The sequence below is a fragment of the Chitinophaga tropicalis genome (assembly GCF_009758205.1).
GTDB lineage: Bacteria > Bacteroidota > Bacteroidia > Chitinophagales > Chitinophagaceae > Chitinophaga > Chitinophaga tropicalis.
The window spans coordinates 49,420-69,723 of the sequence record NZ_WRXN01000007.1 but is presented as its reverse complement, the minus strand read 5'-3'; the positions used below and the strand labels follow the sequence as shown (position 1 = coordinate 69,723).

10 protein-coding genes are annotated in these 20,304 nt (G+C 47.6%); all 10 read left to right on the top strand.

The annotated features are described in order from the left end of the window. Positions 1 to 21: 21 nt before the first annotated feature. The 10 genes from GO493_RS16960 to GO493_RS16915 all read left to right on the top strand — a co-directional run bounded on the left by GO493_RS16960 (position 22) and on the right by GO493_RS16915 (position 20,301). Complete coding sequence (locus GO493_RS16960; RefSeq protein ID WP_157307411.1) at positions 22 to 1,035, top strand: PorP/SprF family type IX secretion system membrane protein; 1,014 nt, start codon at positions 22 to 24, stop codon at positions 1,033 to 1,035. 23 nt (positions 1,036 to 1,058) lie between these two features. Further along, positions 1,059 to 3,215: an OmpA family protein gene (locus tag GO493_RS16955; RefSeq protein WP_157307410.1), complete on the top strand. Its 2,157-nt coding sequence runs from the start codon at positions 1,059 to 1,061 to the stop codon at positions 3,213 to 3,215. Positions 3,216 to 3,514: 299 nt separating this feature from the next. After that, the gene (locus GO493_RS16950) at positions 3,515 to 7,348 is read left to right on the top strand and encodes a glycosyl hydrolase family 18 protein (RefSeq protein WP_157307409.1); all 3,834 of its coding nucleotides are present in this window, start codon (positions 3,515 to 3,517) and stop codon (positions 7,346 to 7,348) included. Between the two features lie 333 nt (positions 7,349 to 7,681). Further along, a complete protein-coding gene (locus GO493_RS16945) occupies positions 7,682 to 9,289 on the top strand; it encodes a glycosyl hydrolase family 18 protein (RefSeq protein WP_157307408.1) in 1,608 nt (535 codons plus the stop codon). Between the two features lie 92 nt (positions 9,290 to 9,381). Next, a complete protein-coding gene (locus GO493_RS16940; RefSeq protein WP_157307407.1) occupies positions 9,382 to 10,548 on the top strand; it encodes a carbohydrate-binding protein in 1,167 nt (388 codons plus the stop codon). Positions 10,549 to 10,566: 18 nt separating this feature from the next. After that, a complete protein-coding gene (locus GO493_RS16935) occupies positions 10,567 to 12,648 on the top strand; it encodes a T9SS type A sorting domain-containing protein (protein WP_157307406.1) in 2,082 nt (693 codons plus the stop codon). A gap of 265 nt (positions 12,649 to 12,913) precedes the next feature. Further along, positions 12,914 to 13,504 carry an RNA polymerase sigma factor gene (locus tag GO493_RS16930; RefSeq protein WP_157307405.1) on the top strand — a complete coding sequence of 197 codons (591 nt, stop codon included), beginning with the start codon at positions 12,914 to 12,916 and terminating at the stop codon, positions 13,502 to 13,504. Positions 13,505 to 13,868: 364 nt separating this feature from the next. Next, a complete protein-coding gene (locus tag GO493_RS31110) occupies positions 13,869 to 14,876 on the top strand; it encodes a FecR family protein (protein WP_157307404.1) in 1,008 nt (335 codons plus the stop codon). A gap of 301 nt (positions 14,877 to 15,177) precedes the next feature. Then, complete coding sequence (locus tag GO493_RS16920) at positions 15,178 to 18,834, top strand: SusC/RagA family TonB-linked outer membrane protein (protein ID WP_157307403.1); 3,657 nt, start codon at positions 15,178 to 15,180, stop codon at positions 18,832 to 18,834. A gap of 15 nt (positions 18,835 to 18,849) precedes the next feature. Further along, positions 18,850 to 20,301 (top strand): RagB/SusD family nutrient uptake outer membrane protein, encoded by a 1,452-nt coding sequence (locus tag GO493_RS16915; protein WP_157307402.1) that lies wholly within the window; start codon positions 18,850 to 18,852, stop codon positions 20,299 to 20,301. The last annotated feature ends 3 nt before the right edge of the window (positions 20,302 to 20,304 follow it).

Here is a 20,304-nt window from a genome sequence, read left to right as displayed (position 1 = left end):
TGTGATCATAAAAGTGCAACTATGTACACAACAAAAAATTGGTTTACTGTAGTATTATTACTTTGCCTGGCAGCTGGCGCACGGGCACAGCAAAGCGTCCAGTTCAGCCAGTATATTTTCAACGGCCTGAGTGTAAACCCTGCCTATGCAGGTTATAAAGATGTGCTGCACCTGAACGCATCGTACCGTATGCAATGGGCCGGTATCGAAGGAGCACCCCGTACAGGTAGCGTATCGCTGGACGGGCCACTTAGAAGAGCTAACAAAGATGCAAACGTTGGCCTGGGCATTCAGGCTATGATGGATAACCTGGGCCCTCAGAGCGCTATCTCCATCTACGCATCCTATGCCTACCGTATACGGTTAGACGATGAAGATACCCGCCGCCTCTGCCTCGGTCTCGGCGTTGGCGCCACCCAGTACGGCCTGAATGGTAAAGATTTTATCTACCTGGACAACGGAGACCGTATCATCCCCGATGGCTCTGCAAAAGCAACTGCTCCCGATGCACGCGTAGGCATCTACTATTACTCTCCATCCCTTTATATCGGCGTATCTGTACTGGACCTCTTCTCCAAATATAGCAGCACCGGTTATAAATGGAGAGGTTATACCTATGAGAGCATCCGCAGAAAACAACACCTGTACCTGACCGCCGGTTACATGTTCGCTGTAAATGATCAGATCTCCATCAAACCATCCTTCATGCTGAAAGATGACTTTGCAGGTCCCACAGCAATAGATGCTACCCTGATGATGCACATCGACCAGTTACTCTGGATAGGCGGCTCCTACAGAACAAGCATGCAGTTATGGAACAAAAAGAAAACTGCCGAGACAACTGTTACACTGGACAAAGCCAATGCAGCGAGCGCCATCTTACAATACTACATTTCACCTAAATACCGTATCGGTTATTCATATGATTACATGATGAATAAAATGAGCGGTATACAGAGCGGAAGCCACGAAATTTCAATAGGTATATTATTCAACTCAAAGCTATTTAGTACGTCCAATCCCCGCTATTTTTAATTAAAAGATCATCAAACTGTTATATGCTACGTTGTTACGCAATATTATTATGCACCGCGCTGTTGTTGCCCGTGATGCTGTTTAGCCAGGAGCGAAAAAGCGTGCGGACGATGGCTGATGAGGCTTTTGAAAGGCAGGAGTATGCTGTTGCCGGAGCTTTGTACAATAGGATAATAAACAAGAAACGTAATAAGACTCCTCTTGATGTACTGCAGCGGGTAGCGCGTTGTTGCCGGGAAATTGGCCTCTATGAGGAAGCCGCTTTCTGGTATGACAAAATGCAAAGCCGCCCCGAATGCCCTGCAGTAACATTCCTGGAGTATGGAGAAGTGCTTAAAAGCGCGGGCAAATATGAAGACGCGAAAGTACAGCTAGCAAAATTCAAAAGTTCAAAGTCGGACAGTATGCGCCTTATGCACAGCATGCTGGCCGGTTGTGACAGCGCCATAGCCTGGAAGTCTGACAGGCTGGAAATGGCGATGGAAAATATCAAGGAACTCAGCTCCCCAGGCTCTGATTACGTGAGCGGCGTAACAAGACAGGGCCTGTTGCTGGTATCCAACGGCTACCGTAAAATGACCATGAACGTACTGCCGGAACGTAATCCCGCGATTGACACACGTACCAACCAACCTTACTATAAAGCCTACATCTTCAAACAATATTCGCAGGGCGTAGCCAATACCTTCGTAGAAGAAGTATTGCCGCAGCTGCTGGCCCTTGTGCCTTACCATGTTGGTCCGGTATGTTTCAATCCCAGGGAAGACACCGTATACGTAACACTTAACTCATGGCAGCAGGACATTGCCAACCGCAAAAAACGCGGCCCCGTAAACGGTGAACGTATAATGATGGTGTTCTGGTCAGTGAAAACAGGAGACGACTGGAGCCCCCTGCAACCACTGAAAGAGATCAACTCCACCGGCTATTCTACAGGCCACGTGGCGCTGAGCCGCGACGGTCAGATCATGTACTTCGCTTCCAACAGGAAAGGCGGACAAGGTAAAATGGATATCTGGTTCAGTGAAAAACAACGTAACGGTAAATGGGGCAAACCAAAGAACTGCGGCCCCTACATCAATACACCATTTGACGAAGCATTCCCTACCTATAATGAAACCGATATGCTTTACTTCTCCAGTAAAGGCCATCCGGGCATGGGCGGGTTTGACATATTCCGTGTAGCTGGTAAAGGTACTGAATGGAAACGCCTCCAAAACCTGCGCTTCCCTTTCAACTCCGGTGGGGACGACCTGGGCTTCATCATGAAAGCCAATATGTATGAAGGCTACTTCTCTTCCAACCGTAGCGGTGGCGGAGGTAGCGATGACGTATACCGCTTCATGGATACCCACTTCAGCGAGCGTTTCAACAACGACGAAGGTATACAACCTTATAAAGATCCTGAACCAGGTACTAAACCGGAACCTGTAATACTGGCTAAAGCTCCGGAAGAAAAACCGGCAGAAACCAAACGGGAAGAACCAGTGGTAGTATCTCCGATGGTTCCGGTAAGCGCACCAATAACAACTCCTTCAGTAGCAGCAAAAGAGCCTGAAAAAGCACCGGAAAAACCAGTAGAGACCAAGCCGGAAGAGCCGGTGGTAGTATCTCCGATGGTTCCCGTAAGCGCACCTATAGCTCCTCCTGTCGTAGCAGCCGCAACACCCGCAACACCAGTGGAAGTTGCTAAAAATGATCCTCCTCCCGCCAGCACTCCAAGACGTGGTGGCCCTGTTGCACCTCCCGTAGCCACCCCAGCGCCGGTAGAATCTGCACAGGAAAAACAGGAAGAAGCAATGTCTGATATTGACGTGGCCATCCAGGATAAAATGGAAAAAATGCAGTTCTACTATGACTATAACAGCGCTATCCTGACCACCAAGTCAAGAAATCTGCTGGATAGGGTAGCCGTAGTACTGAACCAGTATCCTGACTGGAAACTGATGGTTCGCTCCTACACTGACAGCCGCGGTTCTGACGCTTATAATAAAGACCTCTCCGCTTTACGCTGCTATGCTGTAATTGACTACCTGGTGAAGAAAGGTGTACCCTCAAGCAAGCTTTACTACGAGAACATCGGTAAAGATCCTGATGATCCATGCAATAAAGGCGTACCTTGTTCGGAAGCTCAATACATGCAGAGCAGACGTACAATGCTGAAAATCATACACAAATAGTAGTTAAAGATCAAATAACATAAAAGCCCTCCCGGTACTATGCCGGGAGGGCTTTCTGCATCTGGTAAAAAAAATTATTTTTGACAATAGTACTATACCACGTTAGGTACGACATCTAAGATATTAACCATATAGCTGAATACCATATTTACCTATGAAACCGGCCATATTAAAAGCACCTATGTTGAGAGTCCAAGTTGAGAGTCATTTGAATATGTAATAGCCTGATCCATGTCCGGCAATTAATAAGTGCAAAATCCGGTAGTGTAGTTCCATACTGTCTCAAAAAAACCGTTATAATGAAAGTAAAATCTACCTTTCGTACGGCATTGTCATACTATTATGTAAGGCATGCAATCCTGTTCCTGCTGCTCATCATGGGCTACCGGTCCATGGCGCAGGTGAGTCCTCAGGTCCCTGCTACCACCAAAAACCATTCAAAGCAGGTAATCGGCTATATAACCCAGTGGGACGCCTGGAAAGAAGTGGCAGGTATCGTTCCAAAAGGAGGATATAATCAGCTGAACGTTGATTATTCCCAGTACACCATCCTTAACTTCTCTTTCTTTGGTGTTGCTAAAGACGGTTCATTACACAGTGGTGATTTCCGTAACAAAAATATTTACCAGGTAGGCGCCGTACAGGAACCCGCAGCACTGGTAAATGAAGACATTTACAGCAGCTGGGACATGTTCCTGCTCTATGGTGAGCTGGAAGCTCCCATTTACTATATCTCAGACGGCAGCTACGCCTATACACTGGGATACCGTAATGAAGGCAGCGGCTGGAAAAATGTCAACACCGGCAAAACCGGTGCATTCCCGCTTTCTGTTCCCAAACAGGGAGGCGCACAGGGCCTGCTGGACCTGGCACACTCCAAAGGCGTAAAAGTAATGGCATCCATCGGCGGATGGAGCATGTGCAAACACTATCCTGAAATGGCATCAGATGCCACAAAACGCGCCAGGTTCGTGGCTAACTGCGTTGACCTGATCAACATGGGTTTTGATGGTATCGACTTTGACTGGGAATACCCCGATGGCCCCGGTATGAACATTGAAAAATATGGTCCGGCTGATTACAACAACTTCGCAGCACTGGTAGAAGCAGTAAGGACCGCTATCGGCCCCAATAAACTGATCACTGCCGCTTTCACCGCCTCTCCCGCAAAACTGCAGGGCTTTAACTGGGCGCGCCTGAACAATTCCATGAACTATTACAACATGATGACCTACGACTATAACGGCGGATGGTCAAATAAAGCCGGGCACAACGCTCCCCTGTACGATTACCCGGGGGCTGAGTATACCAACTTTTCTGTTGATGCAACCGTAAAAGCATTGAAAGCACTGGGCGTGAACATGTCCAAAGTGAACATCGGTGCACCCTTTTACGGCCGTGGAGTGATCACAAGCGGAACAGCAGCGCTCAACGGCGCTACTACAAAACGCGCTGAAACAGTACAGCCTGACGGCCCTATCCAGACCTGCGCTGACTATACCAACTGGGCTAAAGACCTGTGGGACGGTACTCCAAACTACAGCTATATCCTGCAGCAAACATCTTCCGGATGGACTGAACAATGGGATGACGTAGCAAAAGTACCTTACAAAACAAAAGGCAATTACTTCCTCAGCTACGACAACGAACGCTCTGTAGGAGAGAAGGCAAAATATATTAAAGACAATGCCCTGGCAGGAATAATAATATGGCAGGTATTCGGCGATATGCTGAATATGACCAGCAGCACCGTTCCTAAAGGTAAACTGATCCATTGCCCGAATACTACTTCTCCGCTTGTAAACAAGATAAATGCTGTATTTGCGGATGGTACCACTCCCGGCAACGTAGCTCCTACAGTAAGCCTGACGGCTCCTGCTACAGGCGCATCCTTCACCGCTCCTGCCAGCATTACCGTAAGCGCCACTGCTGCAGACAGCGACGGCTCCGTTAAAAAAGTAGAGTTCTTCCGCGGCGCCACCAGCCTGGGCGTTGACTCCGTAGCGCCTTACAGCATTTCATGGAGCAATGTAGCTGCCGGCAGCTACAGCATCACCGCCGTAGCTACAGATAACCTGGGGGCAACTACCACATCCACAGCTGTTGCTGTTAACGTAACCTCTACCGATGGTGGCGGTAACACAAATAAAGTAGTAGTAGGCTACTGGCATAACTGGAACCTGGCCTCTGCTCCCTATATCCGTCTGAAAGATGTTGATTCCCGCTATAACGTGATTGAAGTAGCTTTCGGTACAACTTCCAGCGATTATTCTACCGTGAGCTTCACTCCGGAAGGAACTACAGTTGCCGATTTTAAATCCGACATCGCTACCCTGCAGGCAGCCGGCCGTAAAGTACTGTTGTCCTTAGGTGGTGAAACCGGCACACTGATGCTGAACACCGAAGCCAACAAACAGGCTTTCATCAGCAGCATGAAAGGCATACTGGATTCTTATAACTTCGATGGCTTTGACATTGACATAGAAGGCGGTACTTCCTTACAGCTGAACAACGGTGATAACAACTTTACAGCACCTGCTACCCCTAAAGTAGTGAACCTCATAGCTGCTGTAAAAGAGATCATTGCTTACCGTAAAGCACAGGGCAAAAACTGCCTGCTCACAATGGCGCCTGAAACATACTATGTACAGACAGCCTATGGCGCTACCTACTCTCCGCTGGTAGGCGCTTACCTGCCTATCATCTACGGCCTGCGCAATGAACTGAGCTGGATCCAGCCACAACTGTACAACACCGGTTCTGTAATGGGCCTGGACAATAAAGTGTACAGCTCCGCTACGGCAGATTTTATCGTATCAATGACAGAAATGCTGTTACAGGGCTTCTCAGTATCAGGCACCGGTATGACCTTCCCCGCTCTTCGTGAAGATCAGGTAGCATTCGGCTTACCTGCTGCTCCCGGCGCTGCTGGTAGCGGTTACACTGCTCCTGCAGAAGTGAAAAAAGCACTGAACTACCTGTTGAAAGGACAGTCCTATGGCGGTTCCTACACCCTCCGCAAAGCAGCTGGTTATCCCAACATGCGTGGTATCATGACATGGTCCGTGAACTGGGATAAAGTGAATAACGGCGAATTTGCTACCAACTACTATCCTTTCTTCAGCGGTACTGTTACCCCGGGCAACCAGTCGCCTGTTGTGAGCCTGACCTCTCCGGCTGCCAACGCCTCTTTCACAGCGCCGGCCACAGTAACCATCACAGCTTCTGCTTCAGATGCTGACGGAACAATATCTAAAGTTGAGTTCTATAGAGGAACCACCAGATTAGGTGAAGCTACCTCAAGTCCCTATACCTATACCTGGAGTAATGTAGCAGCCGGCAGCTATAGCCTTACAGCAGTAGCTACCGATAATGGCGGCGCAGTAACAACTTCTGCGGCGGTTTCCATTACGGTGAATGGCACAGGCGGCGGTACCTGTAACGGTATTGCTGCCTGGGTAGCTGCCAACGTATATACACAAGGCATGCAGGTAGTTTACAACAACAAGATCTATAAAGCAAAATGGTGGACACAGAATGAACAGCCTGATACCCACAGCGGTGCAGACCAGGTTTGGGCTTATGTAAGCGATTGTGATGGCAGTGGCGGTACAGACCCCGGCACAGATCCTGGCACAGATCCTGGTACAGGTAGTTGCGCAGGCGTACCAGCTTATGAGCCTTATCCTAAGATCTACAACATAGGTGACAAAGTAGTATACAACGGCAACCTGTATGAAAGCCTGGCAAACAGCCTGTACAATGTAACTCCAGGCACTGCAGACTGGTGGTGGAAACCACTGGGCGCATGTTCTGCAAGCGCTGCAAGAACAACAACAACAGCAGTTGTAAATCTGCCGGTTGGAACAGAAAAACTGGTAGTGTTCCCGAACCCGCTGACAGGGTCTGTCCTGAATATAAACCTCAACGCAGCTGCAGGTGAAAAAGTAGCAGTTGAACTCTGGAGTGCAGACGGCAGCACTTTATTACTGCGCAGAGAATACACAGCAGGATATAAAGGCAGCCAGAAAATAACACTGGACGCAAGCCGCGTACCTGCAGGTACCTGGATCCTGAAAACAGTGAACATTAAGAACGGCCGTAAAGGCAGTGCAAAAGTGATTCGTCTGTAATCAGCCCATGTAAAACAAGCTTTACGAATTACGGATGACAATAGTCATCCGTAATTCGTAATTATTTTGAAACCTGTCAAATAACCCACCATGTCATTGAGAGCCTTTTTTATAGCACAACACAGAACATTCATTAAGCCGTAACTCTTTCTTTCCCTCTGAATAAACATTTATTTACCCTTTAAAACAAACCATATGACCATATTTCTACACTCCCGTTAATGCGTTCACTGTATAGTACATTCCTGGAAACACTTCTTTGCCATAACGTAACAGGCAGTACTCAGGATCCTGATTTGCCAGGTATTTTATGAATCCCTCAAATACAAACGCATGAAAACAATAAAATTGATAAGAGCCGCTCTGCTTTTCTGTGCCGGTCTTATCGCTTCATTTCAATCATTTGCACAATTTAAGACAGTAGGGTATTTCCCTTCCTGGCAGGGTAGCGTAAGCGCTATCCAGTTCAGTAAGCTGACCCATATCAATTACGCATTTGCGTTACCTACTGCCACCGGCGGACTACAATCTATCGAAAACCCTTCCAAGCTGCAAAGCCTCGTAAGTACCGCCCACGCCAATGGCGTAAAGGTGTTGATAGCCGTAGGCGGCTGGAATAATGGCGACGATAGCGCCTTTGAAACACTGGCAGGTAATTCCACTTACCGCACCAACTTCGTCAACGCACTGCTCAGCTTCGTGAACCAGTACGGACTGGACGGTGTGGATATCGACTGGGAATATCCTGACCAGGGAACATCTTCCAATAACTTCCTCCTGCTCATGCAGCAGCTGGGTACAGCCATGCATAACAATGGTAAACTGCTCACCGCCGCAGTCGTTGGTACTGGCGGCGCCAGCATCCCCGCTGGCGTATTCAGCGTAGTGGATTTTCTTAATCTGATGGCCTATGATTATAACAACTACGATCACTCTACATATGCTTATGCAACCGAATCCCTGAACTACTGGAAGGGCAGGGGACTGCCCGCTTCCAAAGCCATCCTGGGCGTGCCCTTCTACGGCCGTCCCTCATGGGAAAGCTTTGCAGCACTGGTAGCCAGAGGCGCCAACCCCTATTCAGACACCTATAGCGGTGTAGGCTACAATGGTATCACTACTATCAAAAGCAAAACCAACCTGGCATATGACGGCGGTGGCGGTATTATGATCTGGGAGATTTCACAGGACGCAACCGGCGCCAATTCACTGCTCAGCGCTATCAACGAAGTTGTGATACAACGCAACGGCGGCGGTGGAGGGTCCTCTCAGCTCATACAGGCAGAAAACTATACCTCCATGTCAGGCGTACAGACAGAAGCCTGTACAGACACCGACGGCGGACTGAATGTAGGTTATATTGAGACAGGCGACTGGATGGCATACGCCAACATCAACTTCCCCTCCTCCGGCACTTATAAAGTAGAGTACAGGGTAGCCAGCCAAAGCACAGGCGGCCAGCTTTCACTCGATCTGAATGCCGGTTCCATCGTACTGGGTAATGCTAATATTCCCGTCACCGGTGGCTGGCAAAGCTGGACAACCATCTCCCACAACGTAACAGTAACTGCCGGTACATATGCACTGGGCATCTATGCACAATCCGGCGGATGGAATATCAACTGGGTCCGTATCACCAAAGTAACATCTGCAGCAGCACTGGCCTCTTCCGCCATGGAAGAACCAGTACTGGCAACAAAGGCGCCTGAAACAGGCTCCCTGCTCATCTATCCTAATCCTGTTACTTCTGTCCTGAATATTAAAGGAGAATACAACCAGCCGGGAGGCATCATCAGCATTTACGACCTGAACGGAAAACAGGTACTGAATGCAAAAGGCGGTGTGAGGAACATCGCTGCAGATGCGTTACCAACCGGTACCTATCTCCTTATATATACCAAAGGTGATAAGAAGATCACACAGAAATTTATAAAGCAATAATGATCACGTAACGTCTGTTGCGGGCAAAGAAGTGTTTCCTATACATAATATGAATCAGGTCCATTTTTTAACCATTTAAACAAAACCCTTTTATGATGCGATCCTTAAAATTACCTCTCTTGTTAACAGCTGTGATGGCGCTTACCGGAAGCGCCGCCATGGCACAGAACTGGCAGCTTGTCTGGCAGGATGAATTTACAAACAGTATAGGCCCGGATTGGGTATTTGAAACCGGCACCGGTTCCGGTGGCTGGGGCAATAACGAATTGCAGTATTACCGCCAGGAGAACGCTTCCATAGAGAACGGCCAGCTGGTCATTACCGCTAAACAGGAAAGCTTCGGCGGTATGAACTATACATCCGCCAGGATGAAAACACAGGGACGTAAGTCCTGGACATACGGCAAAATAGAAGCCCGTATTGCCATACCTTCCTTTACAGGCTCCTGGCCGGCTTTCTGGATGCTGGGCAGCAACATCTCTACCGTAGGCTGGCCTTCCTGCGGGGAAATAGATATCATGGAGCATATAAATACCAACCCCGAAGTACACGGCACCGTTCACTGGACAGGTACCGACGGCAACCACGCTTCCTATGGCAGCACCACTCCGGTAGCTGTAACTGGCTACCATGTATACAGCATTGAATGGGATGCTTCTGCTATCAAATGGTTTGTAGACGGTGTGCAGTATAATGTGATCAACATTGCCAACAACGTAGGCAGTACAGAAGAATTCCAGAGAGACTTTTTTATACTGCTGAACTTCGCCATTGGCGGTAACTGGCCGGGCTTTACAGTGAACAACGGCGCTCTTCCTGCAAAGATGTATGTTGACTATGTAAGAGTATATCAGAACGGTGGCGGTGGCCAGCCATTTACCACTACCATACAGGGTGAATCTTACAGCTCTGCTTCCGGCGTACAGCTGGAAGGTACTACAGACGCCGGCGGCGGACAGAACGTAGGATATATTGATACCGGTGATTGGATGGCATATCCCTCAGTAACTATTCCAACTACAGGCACCTATAAAATAGAGTACAGGGTAGCCAGCCAGAACGGCGGCGGTCGCCTCTCGCTCGATGTGAATGCAGGGGCTAATGTACTGGGATACCTCGATATCCCGTCTACCGGCGGCTGGCAGAACTGGACCACCATCTCGCATAATGTTACTATCAACGCCGGCACCTACAACTTTGGCATCTATGCCCAGGCAGGCGGCTGGAACCTGAACTGGTTCCGTATCACCAAACTCTAATCCTAAACAGTTTATCAGATGAATACAATGCTAAAATATATTACAGGAACGTCACTGTTACTATTGACGGCCACATTTACCTACGCGCAGCAAAAACAACCTTACCGCCTGGGCACTCCCGCAGGACTGATGCAGGACCTCAAAACGCAGGCTAAAGTGCCGCATGCAAGACTGGTCAGCGCTGCCGACCTTAAAGTAGGGCCAGGCACTTCTTTTACAGGAAAGGTGAACGCCCGCCATACGTCAGAAAATGAAGAAACAGTAATAGGTGAAATAGAAAATGTTCCCGGCTCTTCCTTCTTTTTAAGTGTGAAGAACGGTAACGTACAGGGTAGCATTATCCTGCGCCAGAGCAAAAGAGGCTATAAATATTATACAGACAATACCGGCACCGCTTATGTAAAGGAAGTACCGCTGGATTCCATTCTCTGTATTGAATACAACCAGGCAAAGAAAGATGACTCGCCTGCAAGAGCCGCATCTGACGTAAACGTACAGGCACTGGCCGAATTGCAGAGCCTTCCCGGCGCCAATGGCTGCATACTGCTGGATTTTAACGGGCAGTATGTGGTAAGCTCCTACTGGAACAACGGTAATCCTATTAACGCTGCCGCATCTACGCTTACTGATGCACAGCAGCTGGAAGTATGGGAAATGATCAGTGAAGATTTCCGCCCTTTCAGACTGAATATCACCAACAGCGAAACCGTATACAACACCTATCCTGCCAACAGGAGAATGCGCTGCATATTTACACCTACCAATACAGCTGCTCCCGGCGCCGGTGGCGTTGCTTACCTGAACTCCTTCACCTGGGGCAATGAAACACCTTGCTGGGTATTTAACGGTGGTGTGAAAGGAGCTGGTGAAGCAGGCTCCCACGAAGTGGGTCATACTTTCGGACTTTCTCACGATGGCCGCACCAGTCCATCTGAAGGTTATTTTGCCGGTCATGGTAACTGGGCGCCTATCATGGGAGTAGGTTACTATGAATCTATCGTACAGTGGAGCAAAGGCGAATACACCAACTCAAACAACAAGGAAGACGATCTCGCTAAAATTTCCAGCACTGCCAATGGTGTAGGATACCGCACAGATGACTTTGGCGGCACAACAGCTGCTGCAGCTGCTCTCAACCCTTCCACCAGCGGTGCTGTGAACAGGAGCGGTATCATTGAGCGTACAGGCGATGTAGATATGTTCAGCTTTACAACCGGCGGTGGCAGCCTGTCTCTCAGCCTGGCTACACCTACCCGCCATCCTAACCTGGACATACTCGTTACTTTATACAACAGCGGCGGCACTGCCATAACCTCTGCCAACCCTTCCGGTTTGCCGGCTACGCTGAGCGCTACCCTGACGGCAGGTACTTATTATATAGGCGTAACCGGTACAGGCGCGGGCACCCCTGCTTCTGACGGTTATTCCAATTATGCGTCTCTGGGCAGCTATACCATTACCGGTACTGTAGCCACTCCATCTACCGCAGCAGCCACTATTTACCAGGATTGTAACTATGCCGGAAATGCCGTTACCCTGCCCGTAGGCAGCTATACACTATCTCAGCTGATAGCGCTCGGTATTCCAAACGATTATATTTCTTCCCTGAAAGTAGCCAGCGGATATGAAATAATATTGTATGAAAACCATGATTTCTCCGGCGCAGCTTACCTCTTCCGCGGAGATTTCTCCTGCCTGGTAAACCTGTCTCTCAACGGCGCTCCGCTGAATCTGAATGACTGGACTTCTTCTGTATTGATTCGTCCTTCTACCGCTGCAGCAGCAGGTGCCCGTACATCATCTGCAGGCGCCGTATTGGAACAGGTAGCTGTCGCAGAACCGGTTGAAAGTAAACTGACAACTTCCCTGGCAGTAACGCCAAATCCATTTGTAAATGAAGTAGTAGTAAGATCTGCTGCTGTGACCAAAGACGGTTACCTCTATGTGAGCGTATTCTCATTGGATGGTAAAACTGTATTGCCGCTCAAACGTATAGTAAGTGGTGAGAGAGTGAACCTGTCCGGTCTTGGTGCAGGCGTTTACCTGATTAAGATATTTAATGGTAAGGATACTGAAACAAGAAAGATCGTGAAGTACTAGAAGGTACTTATATAATGATCAGATAGGAGAAGGGCTGCCCTGTTCAGGGCGGCCCTTTCTTTTTTATTCCTTTCCCGCTTTTCTACAATAAAAAATACATGCCAAATACTTTTAATTTAATTTTTTGTTATAAAATAATGCACAATCAAAAGAAATGTTACTATTTTATATGTCGAAAGATGGAGACATTGTAATGAAAACCCAAGCCATTAAAACTGCCATATAATTTGTATTAGATAAATACAGATTATATAAATGTAGTGCTATGAATACACAAGATGCTGACTTAGTTGTAAAGTTACAACAAGATGATGTAGCCGCTTTTGATACGCTCTATTGGAGATATCATCAGGCAGTGTACCGGAACATTTTCAAGTTTGTAAAGGAACCCATTGCTACAGAAGACATTCTGCAGGAAGTTTACGCCAGACTCTGGGAAAAACGGAAGGATATTAATCCCGGCCAATCGGTAGCCGGATGGTTGTTCGTGATCAGTTTTAACCTATCGGTAGACCATGTACGAAAACGTTTGCGCGAGCAAACTATCCACAAGGAATTGTTCAACCTGAATACAGACAGCGATGACTGGACGGATAATAAAGACATGTACGAGCAGCAATATCAGCTGCTGCAGGAAGCTATTGCCCAGCTGTCAGATAAAAAAAGGCAGATCGTAACCATGTGTAAGCTGGAAGGCAAAACTTATGACGAAGTAGCGGCAGAGCTCAATATTTCACGCAACACTGTAAAAGAACATTTATCCGTGGCCATGGCCAGGCTGAATGAGTATATTCAAAAAAACAAAGAACATAAATATATAGTGCTGTTCCTGTTCTTCCTCAACTACACAGACTAACGGGAGGGACACCTGATATCTCCCCCCGCAAAAATGATTTTAAACAGCGAAGGCCTGTTATCACCATTTTTGAGAACTATTAACCGGCCGGAGACCTGTTAAAACCCTCCGTCCAAACTATTCATAACTGGCCGAAAGCTGGTTATCGCCCTCCGCAAAGACTATTTATAACCGGCCGAAGGCCGGTTATAAACCTTTCTCTCTTTCACCGAAGGTGAAAGAGAAATATCCCCCTAAATCATTGATACCAGCTTATCTCAATCCCCTCAATATATTAACATTAAGAATATGTGAAATTTTTTTAAAAACCACCCACCCACCTTCCCCCCCTCCGCGTATTTAGGTTAAATAATCAATCAAAATAGTGCAGAACAGGAAGGAATACCTCAAACATCTGTTGCATGAAAAGACATGGAAGAAAGAAGACAGGGAATGGTTGCTGCAGTATTTGAATGAAAACGATCTTACAGACCTACAGGAACTGGCAGCAGACGCATACAATGCAGATCTGCTCACTGAAGAGCCAATACTAAAGGTAGAAGACTCCCGGCGTATACTGGATAGTATACACAAACGACTGGGTATGAAGCAGGTACCGGTAAGAAAGCTCTCCTGGCTGCGTCACTGGAAAGTAGCGGCAGCAGCAATGATTGTTCTGGCAACAGGGATTGGTTATCTGAACACTATAAGAAAACCCGTAAAACAACTTGTATTTGTAGCAGAGAAACAACGGAAAACCCTCAAGCTGCCCGATGGATCAATGGCTTATCTGGAACCCGGTACTACATTGAAATACACAGGAGAGTTCGGGAAGAAAGAGCGCACAGTAGCACTGAATGGCGAAGCGCTTTTCGACGTGCGGCGGGATGATGCCCACCCCTTTATTGTAGCATCTCCGCTTATCAGCACAACAGTATTAGGTACTTCCTTTAATATGGAAGCATGGGATATGAAAGAAGCAAAAGTAGTGGTTTTGACAGGTATGGTGCAGGTAGCTGCAAAGGGAAGGGAAGACCAGGGGGAAAAAGAAGTGATTGTAACAGCCAACAAAAGCGCTGTATATAATAAAGAAACACATCAGCTGGAAACAGCAGACGCTGCTGACGATGCCCGCTTCTATCAGCAGAAACAACAGGGCCGTTTTGTATACGACGGTATTGAAATAGGAAAAGTAGTAAACGACCTGCAAAGGTTCTATAACATAAATATCAGAGTTGACCAAAGAATGCAGCATTGTGCTTTTTATGGAGATGTTAACATTGAAGATGATTTGGAGAAGGCGCTTAACCTTATTGCTGTTTCTTTAAATGCCAGAATCAGGAAAGAAAGTAGTGGAACCGGCTACATAATTGCCGGTGGAGACTGCCAGTAAAAAAGACGAAGACACATATTACAACAGAGTTAACCAGTCTGAATGCTTATGATGATGTACCGGCCATGGCCGGTAGGTTAACCACTTGCTATGCTGTAGACAATTATTGCACACAACCAAACTGAATCGCTTTATGCCGAACTATGAAAGAATGCCATCCGGTTAACCGTTCCCTGTAACGTTAACTCAATAGAGAAAATCATGCACTGCACCGCAGGAGGTGCTTTGTTGCCCTGGTCCGCCAAGGACCGGGAATGGATGACTATTTCCTGTAAAGAACCAAAAAATCAATCTGTACCCAATGTTTAAAAAGGCAACCCTATCCCTCAAACTGATGATGCTGGCCCTGCTTGTTTTGTTGCACACCATTACAATGCCCGCTGCAGCTTCAGGAATACAGGATGCACTTGATAGAAAGATCTCAATAGAATTAAAAGATGTTTTGCTGAAAGATGCACTGGACAGGATCGGTAACCTGGCAGATGTTTCATTTATCTACGCAGGTACTAAAGTAGTAGCGGTAAACAAAGTAACGATCACCGCACATAATGAGAAAGTAGGAGATCTGCTGAATAAATTATTAAAACCTCACTCACTCGGCTATACGGTACTGTATGACCGCATAGTGATCCGGCAGGTTCAAAAAAAAATGGACAACCTTATCGCCCCGGAAGACGGAAGGGTAGTAGCACAGCAACGGTCACAGGACTTAAAAGGCATAGTACTGTCCGCAAATAGAGAACCATTGCCCGGCGTAGCTATTATGATAAAAGGCACTACCAGGGGTACTACCACAAATGATAAAGGTGCATTTGAGCTGAAAAATATACCTGCTGATGCTGTACTGGTATTTAACCTGACCGGCTATCAGCAGGAAGAAATAATCGTGGCCGGCGTTAAGAGCGGCACACTGACCATACAACTGAAAGAGAAAACTACCAAACTGCAGGAAGTTGTGGTAACAGGATTCCAGGATATCGATAAGAGCAAGTTCACCGGCGCCTCTGCCCGTATTAAAATGGAAGACGCCAGAATAGATGGTATGCCCGATGTCAGCCGTATGCTGGAAGGACGTGTAGCGGGGGTAGCTATCCAGAACGTGTCCAGCACATTCGGTACCGCTCCCAAAATACGCGTACGTGGTGCAGCCTCCATCAACGGAGATAACAAACCTCTCTGGGTAGTAGACAACGTAGTGCTGGAAGACGTGGTGAACATCTCCAACGATCAGCTGACCAGCGGAGATCCCACAACCCTGCTTGGATCTGCAGTGGCCGGCCTGAACCCGAACGATATCGAGAGCTTCGACATCCTCAAGGATGCTGCCGCTACTGCCCTCTACGGGGCCCGCGCTATGAATGGGGTAGTGGTCATCACCACAAAGAAAGGTAAGGCAGGCAAACCCGCTGTTACATACAGTGGTAACTACAGCACCCAGCTTAAACCTGATTACAGTAACTATAATATCATGAACTCCGCTCAGCAGATGTCTGTACTGGCAGAACTGGAAAGGAAAGGCATGCTTACCTCAGACATTCTCTCCCGTGGCGATATCGGCGTTTACGGAAAAATGTACGAAATGCTGAATGCGGACGATAACGGTAACTTTCCGCTGGAGAACACTCCCGAGGCTAAACGTAACTTCCTGCTGAGATATGCTTCCGCCAACACAAACTGGTTTGACGTACTTTTTAAAACCAGCTTTATACAGGAACATTCCCTCAGCATTTCATCAGGCACCGATAAAGGACAATCTTATTTTTCTACAAGTTATTATCATGACAACGGCTGGACAATAGCCGATAAGGTAAGCCGTTATACGCTTAACTTCAGAAATAACTACAAACTTTCCGACAACGTGGGCGCCGGGTTCTCTGTACTTGGTTCTGTCCGCCAGCAGAGAGCCCCTGGCGCTCTTACCCGCACCAGCAACCCCGTAGAAGGCCAGTATGACCGCGACTTTGACATCAACCCGTTCAGCTACGCCCTGAACACCAGCCGCACACTGACTGCCTACGATAAAGACGGAAAACTGGAATACTTCAGAAGAAACTACGCACCCTTTAACATCATTAACGAAGTAGCCAGCAACTACCTTGACCTGAATATGATGGACCTGCGCCTGCAGGGTGACTTTTCCTGGAAGCTGTCAAAGAACTTCCGCTACGAGTTTGTAGGCGCACTGAGATACGTGAAGTCATCACGGGAACACCAGATCACCGAAAAGAGTAACATGGCTAATGCCTACCGCGCAGCAGACAACGCTACAATTGCGGAAAATAACAAGTTCCTCTACCGCGATCCCGATAATCCCGATGCGCTGCCCGTAGTAGTACTGCCCTATGGCGGTTTCTATAACCGCACAGAAGACCAGCTGCTCAACTTCGATTTCCGCAACAGCTTAAATTATAACGCCTCTATCGGTTCCCTGCATAGCATCACCGCTATGATAGGCCAGCAGGTGAAATATGCCGACCGCCAGAACGCATCCAATACCGGTTATGGTTATCAGTATGATAATGGAGGTGTTCCCTTTACAGACTACCGCATACTGAAACAGACCATAGAAAGCAACTTCCCTTACTACGGAATGGGAAAAGACTTTGACCGCTTTGCAGCCTTCTATGCTACCACTACTTACGCATATAACAGTAAATATAACCTGACAGGTACGGCCCGTTATGACGGCTCCAACAGGTTAGGAAGGTCCAGCACCGCCCGCTGGCTGCCTACATGGAGCATCTCCGGTTCATGGAACATAGACAGGGAGCCTTTTATCCAGCGCAAAAGCTGGATAGACTATCTCTCGCTGAGAGCCAGTTACGGTCTGACCGCAAGTATGGGGCCCGCTACCAACTCCAACATTGTTTTCCAGACAGTCAACTCAAAAAGAACACACCTGAGCGAAGTAGAATCAGTGATAAGGATAGCACACCTGCAGAATGATGACCTGACCTGGGAAAAACTGTACACTACCAATATAGGACTGGATGGTACCCTGTTTAACAGGCGCCTCAACTTCACTATAGACGCCTACACCAGGAAAAGCTTTGATCTTATAAGCGTGATCAAGACCTCCGGTATTGGCGGCGAAACATTCAAAGCTGCCAACTACGCTGATATGACCTCCAAAGGCGTGGAAGTACTGGTAGGCGGAGAAATAGTCAGAAGGAAGGACTGGAGCTGGAGAACCAGCGCCACCTTCGGTTACAACACCAACAGGATCACCAATGCAAAGAACACACCGATGATCTTCGACCTGGTAGTGGCAGAAGGCGGTAACAAAGAAGGTTACCCTGTGAAAGGATTATTCTCTATCGATTATAAAGGACTGGACCCTAAATCAGGAGCGCCACAATTCGTTAACCAGAACGGCAATATCAGCAAAGATGTATTCCTGCAGGACCTGAATACATCTCACCTGGTATACCAGGGGCCTGTTGACCCTCCCATTACCGGCGGCCTCTCCAACACTATCCGTTACAAAGACCTTTCACTGAATGTCTTCGTTACCTACCAGTTTGGCAATAAGATCCGCCTGTACCCCGCATTTAAAACATCCTACTCTGACCTTGATGCAATGCCCAAAGAGTTCTACGATCGCTGGATAATGCCGGGCGATGAAACAGAAACACAAACCCCTTCTATCCTGGACCAGCTGGAGCAGGTCATGATAGGAGGAGCTTACCCATACAACAACTATAACTATTCTACCGCCAGGGTGGCAAAAGGAGATATGGTACGCCTGAAAACAGTGTCTCTTACCTATAACCTGCCCGCAACCCTGCTGAGAAGAACAGCATTCAAAAATATTACGCTGACAGGTGCGGCTATCAATCCCTGGCTGATCTATTCTGATAAGAAACTGAGAGGACAGGACCCTGAGTTCTTTAACACTGGCGGTGTGGCGCAACCTATCCAGAAGCAATTCACACTATCATTAAAAGTAGGTATCTAAATGAAGATGGTTATCATGAAATTTTTAACAGGAATATCAGTCATTAGTTTAGGTATGATCATCCTGGCCGGTTGCAATAAGTACCTGGACCAGTCGCCTGACAGCACCTGGACAGAACTGAATACGCCGCAAAAAGTATCGCAGCTGCTGGGCACTGCTTACCCGCAGGCAAACTATATTGTTTTCTGTGAGGCCATGACAGATAATGTAGACGATAAAGGGGCAGGTGTATTGGTACGGCCCAATATGGACTCTTACCAGTTTAAAGACGTGGCGTCTACAGACCAGGACTCTCCCGAATATTACTGGCAGGCATGTTATACAGCAATAGCTGCCGCCAACAATGCCCTTAAAGCTTGTGAGGCTGCTGAAGACAGCGCTGCATACAGCGCTCAGAAAGGAGAAGCGCTGGTAGCAAGAGCCTATGCCCACTTTATGCTTGTTACCTTCTTCTCAAAATTCTATGACGAAACTACTGCCGCTACCGATCCCGGCATTCCATACGTAACAGAGCCGGAGAAAGTAGTGATGAAACAATACGAGCGCAAAACTGTGGCCTATGTGTATGAGATGATAGAAAAAGACCTGCTGGCAGGATTGCCGCTTATAAATGACCAGCTGTATGATGTACCCCGCTATCATTTTAACAGGTCTGCCGCCTATGCATTTGCTACTCGTTTTTACCTCTTCAAAAAAGACTATCAGAAGGTAGTGGATTATGCCGGCCGTGTATTCCCTAACAATGACCTGGCAAACAATATGCGCCCATGGAATACAACCTATAGCAGTTTAAGCCCTGCAGCCATTGTTGACATCTATGCCAATGCAGCAGAAAAAGCTAACCTGCTGCTGGTGGAAACACAGTCCGTCTACGGAAGGTATGTGGCAAGTTACCGTTACGGTCTTACCTACGATATTGAACAGCAGATACTGGGCCGCAACGTTAGTAAGGCAAGGTTTGTTTACCCCTTATACTACCGCGGCACACGCGATTACTTCATTCCCAAGCTGACTGAATATTTCGTCAAGGCTTCCGTAAATGCCACCATCGGAGATCCCTATGTAATGGTGCCATTGTTCACTACAGAAGAAGTACTGTTTAACAGGGCGGAAGCAAATGCTTACCTGGGCAACAATGCCGCTGTACTGGATGACCTGAATCTTTTTGCCAGCAAGAGAATGGTGAACTATAACGAAACAGACAATAAGATCACTACTGCCGGCATCCGCACCTATTACGGTATCTCAAACGTACGGGATGGCCTGATCAGAACAATACTTGATTTCAAACGTGCTGAGTTTGTGCAGGAAGGACACCGCTGGTTTGACCTGCAACGCTATAAAGTACCCGTAGTGCATTATAGCGATAAAGGAGAGGAGTTCAGGCTGGAGCCAGACGATAAACGCCGGACATTACAGATCCCCTCTTCAGCTACCACTTCAGGCATTGCATTAAATCCCAGATAAAAT

Coding starts and splice junctions, on each gene's coding strand:
- GO493_RS16945 (WP_157307408.1), top strand. CDS start 7,682: ATGAAAACAATAAAATTGATAAGAGCCGCTCTGCTTTTCTGTGCCGGT.
- GO493_RS16920 (WP_157307403.1), top strand. CDS start 15,178: ATGTTTAAAAAGGCAACCCTATCCCTCAAACTGATGATGCTGGCCCTG.
- GO493_RS16955 (WP_157307410.1), top strand. CDS start 1,059: ATGCTACGTTGTTACGCAATATTATTATGCACCGCGCTGTTGTTGCCC.
- GO493_RS16950 (WP_157307409.1), top strand. CDS start 3,515: ATGAAAGTAAAATCTACCTTTCGTACGGCATTGTCATACTATTATGTA.
- GO493_RS16935 (WP_157307406.1), top strand. CDS start 10,567: ATGAATACAATGCTAAAATATATTACAGGAACGTCACTGTTACTATTG.
- GO493_RS16915 (WP_157307402.1), top strand. CDS start 18,850: ATGAAATTTTTAACAGGAATATCAGTCATTAGTTTAGGTATGATCATC.
- GO493_RS16930 (WP_157307405.1), top strand. CDS start 12,914: ATGAATACACAAGATGCTGACTTAGTTGTAAAGTTACAACAAGATGAT.
- GO493_RS16940 (WP_157307407.1), top strand. CDS start 9,382: ATGATGCGATCCTTAAAATTACCTCTCTTGTTAACAGCTGTGATGGCG.
- GO493_RS16960 (WP_157307411.1), top strand. CDS start 22: ATGTACACAACAAAAAATTGGTTTACTGTAGTATTATTACTTTGCCTG.